16 protein-coding genes are annotated in these 16,873 nt (G+C 54.8%); 8 read left to right on the forward strand and 8 right to left on the reverse strand.

Features of this window, described 5'->3' with window-relative positions; translation table 11 throughout:
• Positions 1-103 precede the first annotated feature (103 nt).
• The gene (locus IM300_RS12665) at positions 104-2,269 is read left to right on the forward strand and encodes a type I secretion system permease/ATPase (RefSeq protein ID WP_063866759.1); all 2,166 of its coding nucleotides are present in this window, start codon (positions 104-106) and stop codon (positions 2,267-2,269) included.
• Positions 2,266-3,441 carry an HlyD family type I secretion periplasmic adaptor subunit gene (locus IM300_RS12670; RefSeq protein WP_063866758.1) on the forward strand — a complete coding sequence of 392 codons (1,176 nt, stop codon included), beginning with the start codon at positions 2,266-2,268 and terminating at the stop codon, positions 3,439-3,441. The genes IM300_RS12665 and IM300_RS12670 overlap by 4 nt, the downstream gene beginning before the upstream one ends.
• Positions 3,442-3,474: 33 nt before the next feature.
• On the opposite strand, the gene IM300_RS12675 is transcribed toward IM300_RS12670, so the two are convergent.
• Positions 3,475-4,359, reverse strand: a complete 885-nt coding sequence (locus IM300_RS12675; RefSeq protein ID WP_193036765.1) for a MarR family transcriptional regulator — start codon at positions 4,357-4,359, stop codon at positions 3,475-3,477.
• 285 nt (positions 4,360-4,644) lie between these two features.
• Between IM300_RS12675 and IM300_RS12680 the strand changes: the two genes are divergently transcribed.
• A complete protein-coding gene (locus IM300_RS12680; RefSeq protein ID WP_193036767.1) occupies positions 4,645-6,102 on the forward strand; it encodes an EAL domain-containing protein in 1,458 nt (485 codons plus the stop codon).
• Positions 6,103-6,187: 85 nt separating this feature from the next.
• Here IM300_RS12680 and IM300_RS12685 read toward each other — a convergent pair whose 3' ends face one another.
• The 5 genes from IM300_RS12685 to IM300_RS12705 form a co-directional block, all read right to left on the reverse strand.
• On the reverse strand, positions 6,188-6,466 hold the full coding sequence (locus IM300_RS12685) for a biofilm development regulator YmgB/AriR family protein (RefSeq protein ID WP_074177737.1): 279 nt from the start codon (positions 6,464-6,466) through the stop codon (positions 6,188-6,190).
• Between the two features lie 23 nt (positions 6,467-6,489).
• Positions 6,490-6,789, reverse strand: coding sequence for a hypothetical protein (locus IM300_RS12690; protein ID WP_063866755.1), 300 nt, complete (start codon positions 6,787-6,789; stop codon positions 6,490-6,492).
• A 118-nt stretch (positions 6,790-6,907) separates the two neighbouring features.
• On the reverse strand, positions 6,908-7,147 hold the full coding sequence (gene ycgZ / locus IM300_RS12695) for a regulatory protein YcgZ (protein WP_003857265.1): 240 nt from the start codon (positions 7,145-7,147) through the stop codon (positions 6,908-6,910).
• Between the two features lie 187 nt (positions 7,148-7,334).
• Positions 7,335-7,607 carry a YqjD family protein gene (locus tag IM300_RS12700; RefSeq protein ID WP_003857263.1) on the reverse strand — a complete coding sequence of 91 codons (273 nt, stop codon included), beginning with the start codon at positions 7,605-7,607 and terminating at the stop codon, positions 7,335-7,337.
• 188 nt (positions 7,608-7,795) lie between these two features.
• On the reverse strand, positions 7,796-8,401 hold the full coding sequence (locus IM300_RS12705) for a transporter (protein ID WP_131637075.1): 606 nt from the start codon (positions 8,399-8,401) through the stop codon (positions 7,796-7,798).
• 244 nt (positions 8,402-8,645) lie between these two features.
• Here IM300_RS12705 and IM300_RS12710 point away from each other — a divergent pair, with 244 nt between their 5' ends.
• From IM300_RS12710 to IM300_RS12720, 3 genes are all read left to right on the forward strand, one after another.
• The gene (locus IM300_RS12710; protein ID WP_003857256.1) at positions 8,646-8,921 is read left to right on the forward strand and encodes a metal/formaldehyde-sensitive transcriptional repressor; all 276 of its coding nucleotides are present in this window, start codon (positions 8,646-8,648) and stop codon (positions 8,919-8,921) included.
• 32 nt (positions 8,922-8,953) lie between these two features.
• Positions 8,954-10,072, forward strand: a complete 1,119-nt coding sequence (locus tag IM300_RS12715; protein ID WP_063866753.1) for an S-(hydroxymethyl)glutathione dehydrogenase/class III alcohol dehydrogenase — start codon at positions 8,954-8,956, stop codon at positions 10,070-10,072.
• A 159-nt stretch (positions 10,073-10,231) separates the two neighbouring features.
• A complete protein-coding gene (locus IM300_RS12720) occupies positions 10,232-11,923 on the forward strand; it encodes a methyl-accepting chemotaxis protein (RefSeq protein WP_193036769.1) in 1,692 nt (563 codons plus the stop codon).
• Between the two features lie 41 nt (positions 11,924-11,964).
• On the opposite strand, the gene IM300_RS12725 is transcribed toward IM300_RS12720, so the two are convergent.
• Positions 11,965-12,888 carry a LysR substrate-binding domain-containing protein gene (locus IM300_RS12725; RefSeq protein WP_063451367.1) on the reverse strand — a complete coding sequence of 308 codons (924 nt, stop codon included), beginning with the start codon at positions 12,886-12,888 and terminating at the stop codon, positions 11,965-11,967.
• 227 nt (positions 12,889-13,115) lie between these two features.
• Here IM300_RS12725 and IM300_RS12730 point away from each other — a divergent pair, with 227 nt between their 5' ends.
• Positions 13,116-14,459 (forward strand): VOC family protein, encoded by a 1,344-nt coding sequence (locus tag IM300_RS12730; protein WP_193033751.1) that lies wholly within the window; start codon positions 13,116-13,118, stop codon positions 14,457-14,459.
• Positions 14,460-14,501: 42 nt separating this feature from the next.
• Complete coding sequence (locus tag IM300_RS12735; protein WP_193036771.1) at positions 14,502-16,007, forward strand: carboxylesterase/lipase family protein; 1,506 nt, start codon at positions 14,502-14,504, stop codon at positions 16,005-16,007.
• On the opposite strand, the gene IM300_RS12740 is transcribed toward IM300_RS12735, so the two are convergent.
• Positions 15,994-16,836 (reverse strand): LysR family transcriptional regulator, encoded by an 843-nt coding sequence (locus IM300_RS12740; RefSeq protein ID WP_193036773.1) that lies wholly within the window; start codon positions 16,834-16,836, stop codon positions 15,994-15,996. The genes IM300_RS12735 and IM300_RS12740 overlap by 14 nt on opposite strands.
• Positions 16,837-16,873: the final 37 nt, after the last annotated feature.

Raw genomic sequence — 16,873 nt, forward strand, 5'->3', positions numbered from 1 at the left:
CAAGATTATTTTGCGGGTTCGTTTAGAAAGCGTTCCGTTTTAAATCATTCCGTAAAGGTATCATTTCAGGACGAAATTACCGCCCTGAACAGGACGTAGCATTATGAAGACACATCCACAGTACGAACCCTGGTTGCAGGGCATGCTTATCATCGCGAAGTATTATCGGCTGGATTTTTCAGCAGAGCATGTTCGGGTCACGATTAACCATGAAAGTCAGTCTCCGCGCCAGCTGGTGCTGGAAGAGATGGCGCGCCAGCTTGGGCTGGGGATGCGTTGGGTGGCGGCTGAAGCCGTATCGCTCGATCCGTGGCGCTTACCGCTGCTGGCCGAGTTCACCGGCGGGCAAATCGCGGTCATCAACCGTATGGACAACGAAGGAAACGTCAGCGTGCAGTTCAGCGGCGACGGCGGCCTGGAGACGACGCTGACGCGCGACGAGCTCAGTTCGCGCTTAAATGGGCTGATGGTATTGCGTCCGCTGGAGTCCACGCCGGACGCGCGGGTAGATGATTACATCAAACCCTATGAGAAAAACTGGTTCTGGCAGCTGGCGCTGAAAGACTGGCGACGTTACGGCGACATCATGCTGGTGGCGCTGGTCGCCAACGTGCTGGCGCTTTCCGGCATGGTCTTTTCCATGCAGGTGTATGACAGGGTGGTGCCGTCCCAGTCGGAAGCCACGCTGTGGGTGCTGTTTGGCGGCGTGATGATCGCCATCGTGTTTGAATTCATCATGCGGATGCTGCGCGTGCATATTTCGGACGTGGTGGGGAAGCGCGCCGACCTGCGTATTTCCGAGCGCGTGTTTGCCCACGCGCTGCGGATCAAAAACGGCGCGCGGTCGAAATCGACCGGATCGTTTATCGCCCAGATCCGCGAGCTGGAGTCGGTGCGTGAGCTGATTACCTCCACCACCATTGCGGCCATCTCCGATCTGCCGTTCTTCCTGCTGTTTGTTTTCATTCTGTGGATGATTGGCGGCCCGCTGGTTCTGGTCGTTCTGCTGGCCGTGCCGCTGCTGCTTATTCCCGGCCTGCTGGTGCAGCGCCCGCTGGGAAAACTTTCCAGCGAAGGGATGCGAGAATCTGCCATTCGTAACGCCACGCTGGTGGAAGCGGTGCAGGGCCTTGAAGACATCAAGCTGATGCGCGCCGAGCAGCGGTTCCAGAACCAGTGGAATAACACCAATGATGTGGCCGCGAGCGTCGGCATGAAACAGCGCTGGCTGACGGGGCTGCTGCTGACCTGGACCCAGGAGGTGCAGTCTATCGTCTACGCCGTGGTGCTGCTGGTGGGCTGTTACCTGGTCATCAGCGGCGACATGACCACCGGTGCGCTGGTGGGAACCTCGATTCTGGCGTCCCGCACCATCGCGCCCCTGTCGCAGATTTCTGGTGTGCTGTCGCGCTGGCAGTCGGCAAAGGTGGCCCGAAAGGGGCTGGACGACCTGATGCAGCGCCCGATTGACGATCCCCAGCACGGGAAGAAGGTGCACAAAGCCCACCTGCGCGGGGATTACCGGCTGGAAGACGTCGGCTTCTACTATGACGAAGAAGAGAAACTCACCGTGCTGAACATCAGCAAACTGCACATTCGCGCCGGTGAGCGCGTGGCGGTGCTCGGGCGTAATGGTTCGGGGAAAAGCACCTTGCTGCATTTGCTGGCCGGCATGCAGGAGCCGCAGCAGGGCAGCATATTGCTGGACGATATTGCCCTGAATCACCTTGACCCGGCTGACGTGCGCCGCGACATGCAACTGCTCAGCCAGCAGGCGCGGCTGTTCTTCGGCTCCGTGCGTGACAATATCCTGATGGGCAATCCGCTGGCGACAGACGAGGAAATCCATCAGGCGCTGGTCAACAGCGGCGCGCTGGAGTTTGTGCGTAAGCAGAAAATGGGGCTGAACTATATCATCAACGAAGGGGGCGCTGGGCTTTCAGGCGGACAGCGTCAGGCGCTGCTGCTGGCCCGCGCGCTGATCACCTCGCCGAACATTCTGCTGCTGGATGAACCCACCGCCTGGCTGGATGAGGTCAGCGAGAAGCAGTTTATTCAGCACCTGCACCAGTGGCTGGGCAAGCGTCGGACGCTGGTGGTGGCGACGCATCGTCTGCCGATCCTGGACCTGGTTGACCGCATCATCGTCCTGGAAAACGGCAGCGTGGTGATGGACGGACCACGTGATGCCATTTTGCGCCAGCACGGAATGGCCCCGCAGCGGGCGCCGCAGCGCACCGTCAAACTGAAAACGGAGGGCGTGGCATGAATGATTTCTCCCGCTTTAACAGCCGGCTGAAGGAACCCCGCCTGCCGCGTTCGTCGCTGGTGGCATGGACGCTGTTCGCGTTGCTTGCGGTATTTATCATCTGGGCCAGCCTGTTCGAGCTGGATGAGGTCACCACGGGCAGTGGCAAGGTGATCCCGTCCTCCCACGAGCAGGTGATTCAGTCCCTGGAAGGCGGCATTATCCACAGACTGCTGGTTCGCGAAGGCGATATCGTCGAGCGCGGTCAGCAGCTTGCACAGCTCGACCGCACCAAAACCGAATCCAGCGTGCTGGAAAGTGAATCCCGGTTAAACGCCGCGCTGGCCACCGCCGCGCGCCTGAAGGCCGAAGTTAACGACACGGAGCTGACCTTCCCGGCGGAGCTGGATGATGACGTCGAACTGGTTAAGCAGGAAACGGCGCTTTATCAGTCACGCCGCGAGAGCCTGGAGAAAGGTCTGGCCGGTTTGCGTCAGGGAGCGGAGCTTGTGCAGCGCGAGCTGGCGTTGACCCGTCCGCTGGTGGTTCAGGGCGCAGCCAGCAAAGTGGAGGTGTTACGTCTTGAGCGCCAGAAGAACGAGCTTGAGAATAAAATTACCGAGATGAAAAACCAGTATTACGTCCGCGCGCGCGAAGAGCTGGCGAAGGCGAATGCGGAGATCGAAGCCCAGCGTTCCGTCATGAAAGGGCGCGAAGACTCGCTGACCCGCTTAACGTTCAATGCCCCGGTGCGCGGCATCGTAAAGGACATTGACGTCACGACGGTGGGCGGGGTGATCCCGCCGAACGGCAAGCTGATGAGCCTGGTGCCGCTTGACGATCGGATGGTCATCGAAGCGAAAATCTCTCCGCGCGACGTGGCGTTTATCCATCCTGGACAAAAAGCGCTGGTGAAAATTACCGCTTACGACTACTCGATCTACGGCGGGCTGGAAGGTCAGGTGACGATGATCTCCCCGGATACCCTTCAGGATGAGGTGAAACGGGATGTTTATTATTATCGCGTCTATATCCGTACAGACAGTAACCATCTGACGAACAAGCAGGGAAAAGCCTTTCCGGTTTTCCCGGGCATGATAGCCACGGTCGATATCAAAACCGGCAGTAAATCGGTCCTCGATTATCTGTTGAAACCGTTGAATAAGGCAAAAGAGGCGCTGCGCGAGAGATAAAAAAGGCGTTCAGTAAACCGAACGCCGGTCATATTAGAGTGAAGGCGTCATGTTAAGAGCATGGCGCCGTTCTTTCGGTACCACGTTGATGTAATGCGTGACGTACGCAAAATAGAGTCCGGTATAATTTTCGACAAGCTCGATAAAGGCCGGATAAACCGACATCCGGCCATCGCCGCGATCTTTAAGATAACCTGCCTCCTGCGCCGATTTGATAATCCGGTTAACATGAATACGCGAAACGAAAAATTCTTTTGCCAGCGTGCTGGCTGAATACGCTATCGTGGCGCCGTGTGCGGTTTTATTTTTAATGGCCTGCAAATAGAGATAAAGCATAATCATTCGGCCACCATCTTTATCGATGAATAAGCCTACCTCCGGAAGCACTTTTTTGAATGTTAATCCGCGGAAAAGATATTCTGCGGCGCGCCGGAAAAAGTTGTGCCTCAGAATGTCATTGTCTAAAAGATTAACATCAATATTAAATGCCGGATAAAGAATGCTTACAGGGGTAAACGCTCCAGACATATAGCGCTTAAGCTCATCCAGCCCTTTTTCTGTCGGGGCGATTTTTGTTTTTCGCCGATCTTCGGTACAACGCCAGGTCTTAATTCGCCCGGTGGTTTTAAGTATGGTGATGATCGCAATAACGCTGTTAGGGCTGGCAATATTATAACGAGAGCATAGCGACTTAATCTCGGAAACCGATTCAGCCTGATTACCAAAAACAAAACAACACATTGACAGTATTATGTTGAACCGTGATTCCTGAAGCATCGTTTTGTAGAATAAGGGCTGCTTTTTATAAATGGCGTCATTGATTCTGTAGTGTTCTCTTATAGCTTCACTAAATCGCGGGTTGTTTTTAATGACATCCCGTCGATGTAGCAAAGCTCTGGATGAGATGTGATTATCCATAGCATTTTCTCTTTTATGTCTTAGCCGATGAGATGAAGTATCCGGACTTCTTTTTCGGAATTTTCATTATACCTTGAGAAAGCCCTGGTTACTGTCGTTATATGCAAAGAAAGTAATATTTATGATGCATATGGATGAGCCGGTTGATTAACGCAAAGATGTTCCTGCGTATAACATTGATAACGGTTTATTAACCAAAGGGGGTGCGGTAACATTATTCAATGCGAAAAAAAGATGAGCTTTCATCACATGCGGGAATGGTGTTTACATTCTCAGGAGCAGGTTATGTCTCAAACTTTACCTTTTATGCAGGGTGCTTGCTACAAGCAACGATTTGTTATTTCAGCCTGCGGTTTCACCTTCGAGGGGTATAGCTTGCTCCTTAAGTCTTGTGGCGTAAACGTCACGCGACTTCATTTCGAAGAGGATGAAATATGTTCTGCGGACGTTGAAAAAATGATGGAAAATCAATCGCCTGAGGTTTCCGTTTTTCTGGGTCGTGACGTTGCTGCCTTTCTGGAAAGCCTGAAGCGGCTGGTGTCCGTTCTGAATGCACTGCCGGTTATTTGCAGCGTCACCCTGTATGGTGCAATACCTGAGCGATGGCTTTATGCAACGTTGAGAAGTCTCGTTAATAATACAAAAAAGCTTTCTACGATCCGGATAGCGAATATTACAGAAATAATGGGCTGTGTAAAAAATAATGCAGACGAGCGTGCCGACTCATTACGCTTGCTGCGTAACGTACCGGATAAAGAGGGTAAAGAAAATCTGCATGGTTTAACACATCGCGAGTTAACCGTATTGCTGAATTTTTATCGGGGCGTGTCGATAAAAGAGCAGTGTGAAAGGTTAGGGCTGTCAGATAAAACGATTTATACCCATCGGAAGGTGGGTTTAGGTAAACTGTATCTTATTCGGGTATGGTTTAGCGACGCGCGCGTATTCAGGAATGAAGTCTGTGCAGTAAAGAATAAATCACAGGCGTTTTCGGAAACGGAAATAGATGTATTGCAGGCGTTACATAAGCGGGAAATCTTTGCTGCTTATCAGATTATTACGGATGGTAATAAAAAAGGGGTTGGATTTGAAATCCTCTTGCGCTGGAATAAAAACGGTCAGATCCTGAAGCCCGCCCAATTTCTGGGAGGGATAAAAAACAGTGAAATATGGCTCAAGCTGACGGCGCTTGTTATCCATGCGGCTGTGTCGGGTATCAATAAATACAATGGGAAATATTATTTTTCAGTTAATATTCCTCCCCAGCTTGCTCCGGGAAATGCGCTGCCGGGGATGGCAAAAAAGGCCGTCGAAATGTTACTCAAACCGCAGTGGGCCGGGCAGCTGGTCTTTGAACTCGCTGAAACGATAGACGTAACAAAGGATAGACATATTCCCGAAACCCTCCAGCGCTTACGCGCCGAGGGTTGTCGGCTTTTTCTGGATGACTGTTTTTCAAAATATCATGCTATGTTGCCCATCAGACAGATTAATGTCGATGGACTGAAGCTTGACCGCGATATTGTTGAGCACTTTATGGCAAACGATAAAGACTATAGCATTATAAAAGCGATACAGGTTTATAGCGACATGACGGGAACCGAATGCATTGCGGAAGGCGTCGATAGCGAGGAAAAATTTCAAAAACTTGTCGCGTTAGGCGTTAAGCGATTTCAGGGATATTACCTTTCACGGGCAGTGAAAGAAGAGGAGCTGGATCGTATGGTACGGTTATTCAGTTAATCGCCTTACTATGCGGGTAGTACGACATACTTAAGTATTCGACCACCCGCAAAAAACAGGCACTCACCGTCGCAATATTGACTTCTCAGATATCATCGCGAGTAAAACCAACAACAATTTCAAGCGTGTTACGAATGACATCGCAGGCTTCAGGCTCTTCGGTAATTTCCAGGGCGTGAATCAGTTGCAGAATAATCTCTTTATTCGAGAGATTGTCACCGGTAAGCAGAATACAGCGTATTGCTGAGCCCAACACTTCAGCCTCACCATTGAGATGCCTTCCGGCGTTAAGGAAATGTTCTGCCAGTCCTTTATCGTGCAGTGCTTCAAAATTATACGTCTGCTGCGTCATCGCTTTACTCATGGTGGTCACCGTGTCGGTTAAAATTAGTGTTTCTTGTCTGGTGTCAGAAGCGTAGTGTGGCTGAAGAGAGAGCGCATGCGACCAATTTCATAGTCGCCCATCACTCTTCCACGATCGTGCGATACGCCGGTTACCCGCTGGCGCACTTCATCTTCAGCAGCAATCAATGCATTTTTACGTTCATCATTTGATTCAACGTTAGCCATTGCCCGCAGGCGATTAGCAAGAGACGCAAAGGTAATGGGTCCGTTCTCTTTTATGATGGATAAAACGGCCTCACCGATAAGGTCATCCTTAAGTCGTTCAAATTTAGTTCTATGCATAGCTTCAATCTCACTCTGCTACACGCGCCAGGCTGTAGCATGGGGTTAGTCATCGCATCCAGAGTCTCTATTCTCACTCAGCATGACTAACTTAGTAAGTTAAAAAACAGTGTTCAGGTTAACGCTCGAAGAAGAGGGCAATCAGACCGTTATAGTGCGCTTTTTCAACGTCAGACGTTGATTCTTCGATTCTGCGCAGCAGCTTTGTACAAATTGTCATTCTGCTCAATTGTACATTTTCTTTGATGATCTCACTGACGATGGCGCCAAGGGTTTCCTGCTGTGTTGGCACGTTATCCTTGTTAAAATACAGAGTAATAGCGCTTTCTGCTGTTGAAGGAGCATGGTTGCGACGCATAATTTTCCACCGTTGACAAACAATTTTGTAACATCACTGGCATCGAATTTATACCATTCAGTTAAATCTGTACACATAAATTGTACAAGTTTTTCGTAAGGATCGGGCTTTCGCCATGAGAACTATCAAAATTAGGGGGGGTAAGCGGTAAGAGAGGGGAAAAAAGAAGGCCCCGGAGGGCCTGAAATTATTTACGTCCCAGCAGAAGTCCCAGAACGATACCTACCGCACCCGCAGCGATTAAGCCCGTTAGCGGGTTGTTTCTGACGGCTTCAGTCACGTCCGAGACGGCGTCACTGGCCTGGGCAGCATATTTTTTCGCAGCACCCTTCACCTGGTGTTTAGGCGAATCAACGAATTCACCAAACTGCTGCTGTGCAGAGCCGGACAATTCATCAAGTTTGTTTTTGGCTTTATCGCCAGCGTATTGTGCATTTTTATCAGTGTCGAAATCAGACATTCTTACCTCCTTTTGTTGACAATCTAAGGATAGCCGCTGTTTGCGACAGTGAGAGGGAATTCACTAAAATCGGTATCCGATGACTCATTTTTAGGATATGTCTTTCTTACTTGACCACCATTACATACGAAGGGGGAAGTTGATGGATATTTCCCTCGCCGTCTTTTTATACGCAGCGGGACGAGGGATTATTTCTGGCGTTCGTTAGCGCGAAAGGTAACGTAATAGCCAAGGGATGCAGCCAGGCACAGCATATAGCCGAACGATTCCGAACCTTCCTCTACGGCGTTTTTCACGACACGAATATAGCCATGCTCCAGGATGGTGTGCCACAGCGCCTGCATGCCAAAGAGTCGCGAGAAGACCAGCACGGCCAGCAGGCCGCTCAACAAAATGCCATACCAGGGGGACTGGGTGTATTTTGCCAGCTGTTCCAGGGTAGCGCGAATATGCATAACGGGACGAATTAAGGCCAGCAGAGCGGTAATGAGGGCGAACCATACCCAGCTCCCGTGAGCAAGAAGATCAAAAAGCGCATCCAGTTCCCGAATTAACATCGTCAGGAAAAATCCGCCCACCAGAATATTGCAGTAACGCATGGATTCGTCCATTTTTGCCAGACGAAAATGGAGAAAGACGATGGTCGCTAATACGGTTTCCTGCATAATTTCCGTCAGTGATAATTCCGGAATATCATGACCAACAAACCGCATATCAACCCAAAGACACAGTATAATAAGTGCGCAAGCTGCCGCCGCGCCAACGAAGAATAAAAAGCTTTTTAGTACAATCATTAACACCACCATTTTGTTTGTAGCAGGTATGTTAGGTGACGAGAATGTTATTTCTGTTCACATCGTGCCATATAAGTGTGGATTTTTAACATTACGAGCTAAATAGGTTTCGCAGCGGCAAAAGTAAACCGTAAATATCATTTGCACCGTTTAGGCTGTTTGCTTATTTCAACGTTTTTTTCTTGTGGTTTACAGAGCAATAGCATACGAGGTACCATACCCCCCTATAGTATCAGGAGGGCGTATGCCGCATTCACCCGAAGATAAAAAACGTATTCTGACCCGCGTCCGCCGCATTCGAGGCCAGGTTGATGCCCTTGAGCGCGCGCTGGAGTCGGGCGATCCCTGTCTCGCCATTTTGCAGCAAATCGCCGCCGTGCGCGGTGCTGCCAATGGCCTGATGGGGGAAATGGTCGAAATTCACCTCAAAGATGAGCTGGTGACGGGGGAGACCACCCCGGATCAGCGGGCAGTACGGATGGCGGAAGTCGGCCATTTGCTGCGCTCTTATCTAAAATAAACCCACATACCTCACTACAAGGGAAAGACATTATGAAATCTCGCGCAGCCGTCGCGTTCGGCCCAGGCCAGCCGCTGAAAATCGTTGAAATTGATGTTGCTCCGCCGAAGAAAGGCGAAGTGCTGATCAAAATTACCCACACCGGCGTCTGCCATACCGACGCGTTTACCCTGTCCGGTGACGATCCGGAAGGCGTATTCCCGGCGGTGCTTGGCCACGAAGGGGGCGGTGTGGTGGTGGAAGTGGGTGAAGGCGTCACCAGCCTGAAGCCCGGCGACCACGTGATCCCGCTGTACACCGCAGAGTGCGGCGAGTGTAAGTTCTGCAAGTCCGGCAAAACCAACCTCTGTCAGGCCGTACGCGCCACGCAGGGCAAGGGACTTATGCCGGACGGCACCACCCGTTTCTCCTACAACGGTGAGCCTGTTTATCACTACATGGGTACCAGCACATTCAGCGAATACACGGTGTGCGCCGAGATCTCGCTGGCGAAAGTTAACCCGCAGGCCCCGCTGGATAAAGTCTGTCTGCTCGGCTGCGGCGTAACGACCGGTATCGGTGCGGTGCATAACACGGCGAAAGTGAAAGAGGGCGACACCGTGGCGGTGTTCGGCCTGGGCGGGATCGGCCTGGCGGTCATCCAGGGCGCGGTACAGGCAAAAGCCGGTCGTATTATTGCTGTGGATACCAACCCGGAGAAATTCACGCTCGCAGGTGAAATGGGGGCGACCGATTTCATCAATCCGAAAGACTACGATAAGCCGGTTCAGGACGTGATCGTTGAGCTGACCGACGGCGGCGTGGACTTCAGTTTCGAATGTATCGGCAACGTCAACGTGATGCGCTCAGCGCTGGAGTGCTGCCATAAGGGCTGGGGCGAAAGCATTATTATCGGTGTGGCCGGCGCGGGTCAGGAGATCAAAACCCGTCCGTTCCAGCTGGTGACGGGGCGAGTATGGCGTGGTTCGGCATTTGGCGGCGTGAAGGGCCGTACTCAGCTGCCTGGCATGGTAGAAGATGCGATGGTCGGCAAAATTCAACTCGACCCGTTCATTACGCACCGACTGCCGCTGGATCAGATCAACGAAGCCTTTGATCTGATGCACGAAGGAAAATCCATTCGTACCGTTATCCATTTCGGCGACAACTGATTATTCTGCCAGCGGTTTTTGCCGCTGGCATTTCTTCCCCAATCTTTTCTAAAGTGTGACCTGTCTGGCGCTTTTAGGCGTAATTTTATCCCCGTCCGTGCCGATGACTCTTTTACAGGCGTGTTTTTACGCATCTTACCTATAAGAGAGTCGACGGTCATGGACAACACAACATCGATGCAGACGCAGCATAAGCTTGGTTTCTTGCATCACATCCGGCTGGTTCCGCTGTTTTCCTCCATTCTCGGTGGCATTATTCTCCTGTTTGCATTGAGCTCGGGTCTGGCAGGGTATTTCCTGCTCCAGGCCGATAACGATCAGCAGGATGTCACGGCAGAAATCCAGGTGCGCACCGGGCTGTCAAACAGTTCGAACCATCTACGCACGGCCCGTATCAACATGATCCACGCGGGGGCCGCGAGCCGTATTGCCGAAATGGAGGCGATGAAGCAAAACATCGCTGAAGCCGAAACCCGCCTCAAACAGTCGCAGGATGGATTTGCTTCCTATATGAAGCGCTCCGTTCGCACCCCGGCTGATGAAGCGTTGGATGGCGATCTGAAAGCCCGCTACGACGCCTACATTGCCGGCATGCAGCCGATGCTGAAATATGCCAAAAACGGCATGTTTGAAGCCATAATCAACCACGAAAATGAGACCGCGCGTCCGCTGGACGATGCCTATAACGCGGTGCTGCTGAAGGCGATTAAAATCCGCACCGAACGCGCGAACGCGCTAACGGCACAGGCTCACACCCGCACCCGGCTGGGGCTGATATTTATGTTCGGCGCTTTCGGCCTGGCGCTGGCACTGGCCGTCATCACCTTCGTGGTGCTGCGCCGCACGGTGATTAGCCCGCTCCAGCGCGCCGCTGCGCGTATCGAAAATATCGCAAAAGGTGATTTGACCTTGCCGGACGAACCGACCGGGCGCAGCGAAATTGGCCGCCTGACGCGCGATCTGCAAACAATGCAGCACGCGCTGGTTACCACCGTGGGCACCGTGCGGCAGGGGGCGGAGGAGATCTACCGGGGAACCAGCGAGATTTCTGCGGGCAATACCGATCTCTCATCCCGTACCGAGCAGCAGGCGGCGGCCATTGAACAGACGGCGGCCAGCATGGAGCAGCTCACCGCAACGGTGAAACAGAACGCCGATAACGCGCATCATGCCAGTAAGCTGGCGGAAGATGCCTCCGGTAAGGCCAGCCGCGGGGGACAAATGGTCTCCGGCGTGGTGAAAACCATGGGTAATATTTCCACCAGCTCGAAGAAGATCTCCGAAATTACCGCCGTGATTAACAGCATCGCGTTCCAGACCAATATTCTGGCGCTCAACGCGGCGGTCGAGGCGGCGCGTGCGGGTGAACAGGGGCGGGGCTTTGCGGTAGTGGCGAGCGAAGTCCGCACGCTGGCAAGCCGCAGCGCGAACGCGGCAAAAGAGATTGAAAGCCTGATTAATGAATCGGTGTCGCTTATCGATCAGGGCTCCGGGGAAGTGGTTGCGGCGGGCAATACCATGAACGAGATCGTCGAGGCGGTGAAACGCGTCACCGATATCATGCTCGAGATTGCGGCGGCGTCAGATGAGCAGAGCCGCGGTATTGTTCAGGTGAGCCAGGCGATTTCCGAGATGGATAAAGTGACGCAGCAGAATGCCTCGCTGGTGGAAGAAGCCTCGGCGGCGGCGGCCTCGCTGGAAGAGCAGGGCGCACGCCTGACGGAAGCCGTCGGTGCGTTTCGTCTCAACGGGGCGCGCGCAGGACGGTCCACCGCGGCTGCATCCGCAGTCAAGCCCGCGCCCTTGACCCCGGCGGCGGCCGTTTCAGGTGATCACTGGGAAACGTTCTGAATAAAACAGACCCGCCCTCGCGGCGGGTCCTGCGTTTACGGTCAGAGAGGCATTGATTTACGAATGGCGCTCAGCAGCGCCTGGGCGCCTTCAGAGAGCGGGGCATCTACCCGCGTCAGGATCCCAATCGGTTCACCCGCCCCGGGCGATGTGACCGGCAGCGCCGTGAGCACGCCGCGTCGCAGATCGTCCTTCACCGCGCCGGACGGCACAAACCACACGTAGTCATAATCCACCGTCAGCTGGCGCGAAAGCGACGCAGAAAGCGTTTCAATACATCCTGACGGCAGCGTGCAGCCCTGCATTTGCAGCAATGCTTCCGCATTCTGACGCGGAACGGTTCCTTTCGGTGAGACCACCACCGGCCACTCCATTACGCGGCTCAGGGTGACGGTATCCTGCAACAGAGGATGATTCGGACGCACCACCAGCTTCAGTGATTCCAGGAACAACAGTTCGTAATTAAGACCGCTCATCAGTTCCGGATCGGACATTCGACCAATGCCCAGATCCAGCTCCCCTGACTTCAGGCCCGCCAGCAGCATGGTGTTGTTCATGGTCGCGACCTGAAGCGTGGCGTGCTTTTGCTGGCGGTGGAACTGGCCGATCGCCGCAGGCAGTATACCCAGCGCCGCCGTCGGCAGCGCGCCCACGCGCACGATATCGCTGGCCGGCTCCTCTTTACGATTTAACGCCTGACCAGCGGTATTGAGCGCATCAAGAACTTTAACGGCGTGCGTCAGGAACTGTTCACCCACCAGGGTAAGCTGAGCGCCCAGACGGCCGCGATCGAACAGGCGCGTTCCGGTAAGCTGTTCCAGTTCGTTCAGCGTTTTGGAGAGTGCAGGCTGACTGAGGTTAAGGGTTTCAGCCGCTCGCCCCAGCGTTCCCTGTTGAGCGACGGCCACAAAAGTATGCAAATGGCGCAAGCGTATGCGCTGACTGAACAGACCATTTTTTTCCATAGGCGATGTTAAAAACAGAGCGACGCGGGTGACAAGTTAAGATGTTTGAATTTGATAACCTGATAGCAAAATATTTTTAACATTTGATCTGTTTGAGTTACAACTGTTTTTCGAAAACGCCCACGCCTTGACCACTCGTCTGCCTGGATCACAATTTCTAAATTCTTCCCAACGAAAGGAACGGGCTTCTCTACACTCCACGTAGTATTCACTGGAGGCATGACATCATGGCGAACACCATCACGGCTGATGATATTCGGGAACACTTTTCGCAGGCTATGTCGGCGATGTACCAGCAGGAAGTTCCGCAGTACGGCACCTTGCTGGAACTGGTGGCGGACGTTAACCTGGCGGTTCTGGAAAATAACCCCCTTTTACACGAACAACTGGCAAACGCAGACGAACTGGCGCGCCTGAATGTTGAACGTCACGGTGCGATCCGCGTTGGCACCGCGCAGGAACTTTCCACCCTGCGCCGGATCTTCGCCATTATGGGCATGCACCCGGTCAGCTATTACGATCTCTCCCAGGCGGGCGTGCCTGTCCACTCGACGGCGTTTCGTCCCACGGACGATGCGGCGCTCTGCCGTAATCCGTTTCGCATTTTTACCTCGCTGCTGCGCCTGGAGCTGATTGAAAACGTTGCGCTGCGCGAAAAGGCGGCGGAGATCCTCTCACGACGCAATATCTTTACGCCGCGCTGCCTTGAACTGATTGACCTGCATGATGCGCAGGGACACTTTACCGGGGCGCAGGCGCGTGAATTTGTGCAGGAAGCCTTAGAAACCTTCCGCTGGCATCGCCATGCGACGGTGGATCGGGAAACCTATCTGGCGCTGAGCAACGAACATCGCCTGATCGCCGACGTGGTCTGTTTCCCGGGGTGCCATATTAACCATCTTACGCCGCGCACGCTGGATATCGACCGGGTGCAGGAGCTGATGCCGAAGTACGGCATTGAGCCTAAAATTCTGATAGAAGGCCCACCGCGTCGCGAGGTGCCGATCCTCCTGCGCCAGACCAGCTTCAAGGCGCTGGAAGAGCCGGTGCTTTTCGCGGGAGAAGACCAGGGCACCCATACCGCGCGTTTCGGTGAAATTGAGCAGCGCGGCGTGGCGCTTACGCCAAAAGGACGCGAGCTGTACGACAGCCTGCTAAACCAGGCCGGGACCGGCAAAGACAACCTGACCCACCAGCTTCATCTGCGCGAGATCTTCAGCGCCTTCCCGGATAGCGAAATGTTTCTCCGTCGTCAGGAGCTGGCCTATTTCCGCTACCGTCTGACCCCGACGGGAGAGGCGCATCGCCACGCGTTTCGTCCGGGCGACGATCCGCAGCCGCTGATCGAGCGCGGCTGGGTTGTGGCGCAGCCGATCACCTATGAAGATTTTCTGCCCGTCAGCGCGGCGGGGATATTCCAGTCAAATCTCGGCAATGAAACGCAGGCGCGCAGCCACGGCAATGCCAGCCGCCAGGCATTTGAAGCCGCGCTCGGCTGTGCGGTACACGACGAGTTTTCCCTTTACCACGAGGCGGAAGTGCGCAGCAAACAGCGTTGCGGTTTGCTCTGAAACCGTTACTCTGCTGGGGTGTGATGGAAAAAGAAGGTTGTTATGGAAAATCCCTCCGCCCCTGTGGTTGAAACGCGCCAGGGCGCACTGATTGGTTTTACTGAAGACGATACGCACGTGTGGTGCGGCATTCCCTATGCGGCCCCGCCGGTTGGCTCCCTGCGCTGGCGCTCCCCGCGTCCTCCCGCGCGCTGGGACGGCGTGCGCCCGGCGACGGCGTTCTCTGCCTCCAGCTGGCAGAGCGGCGAAAGCTGCCAGGAGCTGGGCGGCGGCGATCCCGGTCAGTTCTCTGAAGATTGCCTGTACCTTAACGTCTGGTCGCCGATCGCGCGCGCCGCGCCGCTTCCGGTGATGGTCTGGCTGCACGGCGGGGGATTTACCCTCGGTGCTGGCGGTCTGCCTCCGTATAACGGCAGGGCGCTGGCGAAGCGCGGCGCGGTGGTGGTGACGATAAATTACCGTCTTGGGCACCTCGGTTTTTTTGCCCATCCGGCGCTGGAGGGTGAAGAAGAGCGCGTAGTGCATAACTTTGCGTTGCTCGATCAAATCCAGGCCCTGGAATGGGTGCGCGATAATATTGCCGCGTTCGGCGGCGATCCCGATAACGTCACGGTATTTGGCGAGTCGGCCGGCGCGCGCAGCGTACTCTCGCTGATGGCGTCCCCGCTTGCGGGAGGGCTGTTCCATAAAGCCATTGTGCAAAGCGGGTACACGCTGCCGGACACCCCGCGCGAGCAGGCCATGCGTAAAGGCGAAGCGATTGCCGCGCATTTCGGCCTGGAAAACGCCACCGCAGAACAGCTTCGCGCGATCCCGCCGGAGGCGTTCTGGCCGCTGACCTCGCCGCTGAATATCGCGCCTGCGCCCATTGTGGGCGACTGCGTTTTGCCTGAAGCCATGCTCGACGTCTTCTTCGCGGCCCGTCAACATCCTGTGCCGGTGATGATTGGGTCGAACAGCGACGAAGCCAGCGTGATGTCGGTGTTCGGCGTCGATCTGGCCGGGCAGATCCAGAAGCTCCGCCGCGAGCGGCGCTTTGGTCTGGGGCTGATCAAGCTGCTTTATCCGGGCGTGAAGGGCGATGAGGAGCTCGGCAGGCAGGTGTGCCGCGACATGGCGTTTACCACCATGGGCTACGTGGTGATGCAGGCGCAGCAGCGAGCGGGCGGCCTGTGCTGGCGATACTGGTTTGATTATGTGGCCGAAGCCGAGCACGCGACGTACATCAACGGCGCATGGCACGGCAACGAAGTGCCTTACGTGTTCGATACCCTCGGACAGGTTGAGCCCTCGCGACAGTACGTGAACGAACGTGATCTGTCCTTCGCGGCTCGGGTGGCGGACTACTGGGTGAGCTTCGCTCGGGACGCGGGGAAACGTGACAGCCTGCCGGGGCCGACGCGCTGGCCCGCCTGCCGGAAAGGGCGGGACGTGCTGTTACGCATTGGTGTGAATAAACATGCAGGCTTTCGGCTTGAAAACCGCTTCATGCGTGCCCGTATGAGCCTCTTCAAACGGGTGATGAAACACCACGTCAGCCTCGACTGAGCATACAGGCGCGAAACGCATCCAGCCCGTTCCCCGGGCCGGGTGCGTCGCGGAATACCAGCCGGTAGCTCGCCCCGGTTCTTATGCTCGTATCGTAAGGCCGCATCAGCCGTCCGGCGCGCACGTCCTCCTCCACCAGCGTTTCATCCGCTATGGCGATGCCCAGCCCCTGAATAGCGGCGGTAATGGCCAAATCCATCGTTTCGAAGTGTTGATTTTTGAGCATAGCTGGCGCCGGGCGCGGCTGTTTCGCCAGCCACAGCGTCCAGTCCGTTTTGTCCCGCGTCGGGTGCAGAAAAGTGAGTGTTTCCAGCGCAGAACCGGCCCGCAGCGGGCTCATTACCGGCGTTAAGGCCTCTTCGAACAGCAGATCGCCGGCGCTCATGTGCGTCCCGAACACAATCGCCGCATCATAGGATTCGGTTTTGAAATTGACGTTATGATCGGTGGTGGTGGTCAGCGCAATTTGCAGATCCGGCTGTTCACGCTCCACCTGTAGCAGCCTCGGCACCAGCCAGCGCATCGCGCAGGTTGGCGCTTTCAGGCGGATCACGGTCTGGTGCGTCCGCGCCTGCTCGGCAACGTTCAGCAGATGCTCAAACGCAGATGGCAGCTCCGGCAGCAGGGCGCTTCCCTGTGATGAGAGACGCAGGCCACGCGCGTGGCGTTCGAACAGCGGGAAGCCGAACCAGCTTTCCAGCGCGGCGATTTTACGGCTTACCGCCCCCTGCGTCAGACAAAGCTCCTTCGCGGCATGGGTCAGATTCAGGTGACGCGCGGTCACTAAAAAAGTCTCTACGGCATTAAGCGGAAATGAACGACGCGACATATCTCACCTTAGCTATGCGTTTTTGTCATGGCTATTA

Origin of the sequence: Enterobacter cloacae complex sp. I2 (assembly GCF_014896205.1) — a bacterium.
Classification (GTDB): Bacteria; Pseudomonadota; Gammaproteobacteria; order Enterobacterales; family Enterobacteriaceae; genus Enterobacter; species Enterobacter quasihormaechei.

Coding starts and splice junctions, on each gene's coding strand:
- IM300_RS12730 (WP_193033751.1), top strand. CDS start 13,116: ATGGCGAACACCATCACGGCTGATGATATTCGGGAACACTTTTCGCAG.
- IM300_RS12680 (WP_193036767.1), top strand. CDS start 4,645: ATGTCTCAAACTTTACCTTTTATGCAGGGTGCTTGCTACAAGCAACGA.
- IM300_RS12690 (WP_063866755.1), bottom strand. CDS start 6,789: ATGCATAGAACTAAATTTGAACGACTTAAGGATGACCTTATCGGTGAG.
- ycgZ (WP_003857265.1), bottom strand. CDS start 7,147: ATGCGTCGCAACCATGCTCCTTCAACAGCAGAAAGCGCTATTACTCTG.
- IM300_RS12710 (WP_003857256.1), top strand. CDS start 8,646: ATGCCGCATTCACCCGAAGATAAAAAACGTATTCTGACCCGCGTCCGC.
- IM300_RS12700 (WP_003857263.1), bottom strand. CDS start 7,607: ATGTCTGATTTCGACACTGATAAAAATGCACAATACGCTGGCGATAAA.
- IM300_RS12705 (WP_131637075.1), bottom strand. CDS start 8,401: ATGATTGTACTAAAAAGCTTTTTATTCTTCGTTGGCGCGGCGGCAGCT.
- IM300_RS12665 (WP_063866759.1), top strand. CDS start 104: ATGAAGACACATCCACAGTACGAACCCTGGTTGCAGGGCATGCTTATC.
- IM300_RS12685 (WP_074177737.1), bottom strand. CDS start 6,466: ATGAGTAAAGCGATGACGCAGCAGACGTATAATTTTGAAGCACTGCAC.
- IM300_RS12740 (WP_193036773.1), bottom strand. CDS start 16,836: ATGTCGCGTCGTTCATTTCCGCTTAATGCCGTAGAGACTTTTTTAGTG.
- IM300_RS12720 (WP_193036769.1), top strand. CDS start 10,232: ATGGACAACACAACATCGATGCAGACGCAGCATAAGCTTGGTTTCTTG.
- IM300_RS12725 (WP_063451367.1), bottom strand. CDS start 12,888: ATGGAAAAAAATGGTCTGTTCAGTCAGCGCATACGCTTGCGCCATTTG.
- IM300_RS12675 (WP_193036765.1), bottom strand. CDS start 4,359: ATGGATAATCACATCTCATCCAGAGCTTTGCTACATCGACGGGATGTC.
- IM300_RS12715 (WP_063866753.1), top strand. CDS start 8,954: ATGAAATCTCGCGCAGCCGTCGCGTTCGGCCCAGGCCAGCCGCTGAAA.
- IM300_RS12670 (WP_063866758.1), top strand. CDS start 2,266: ATGAATGATTTCTCCCGCTTTAACAGCCGGCTGAAGGAACCCCGCCTG.
- IM300_RS12735 (WP_193036771.1), top strand. CDS start 14,502: ATGGAAAATCCCTCCGCCCCTGTGGTTGAAACGCGCCAGGGCGCACTG.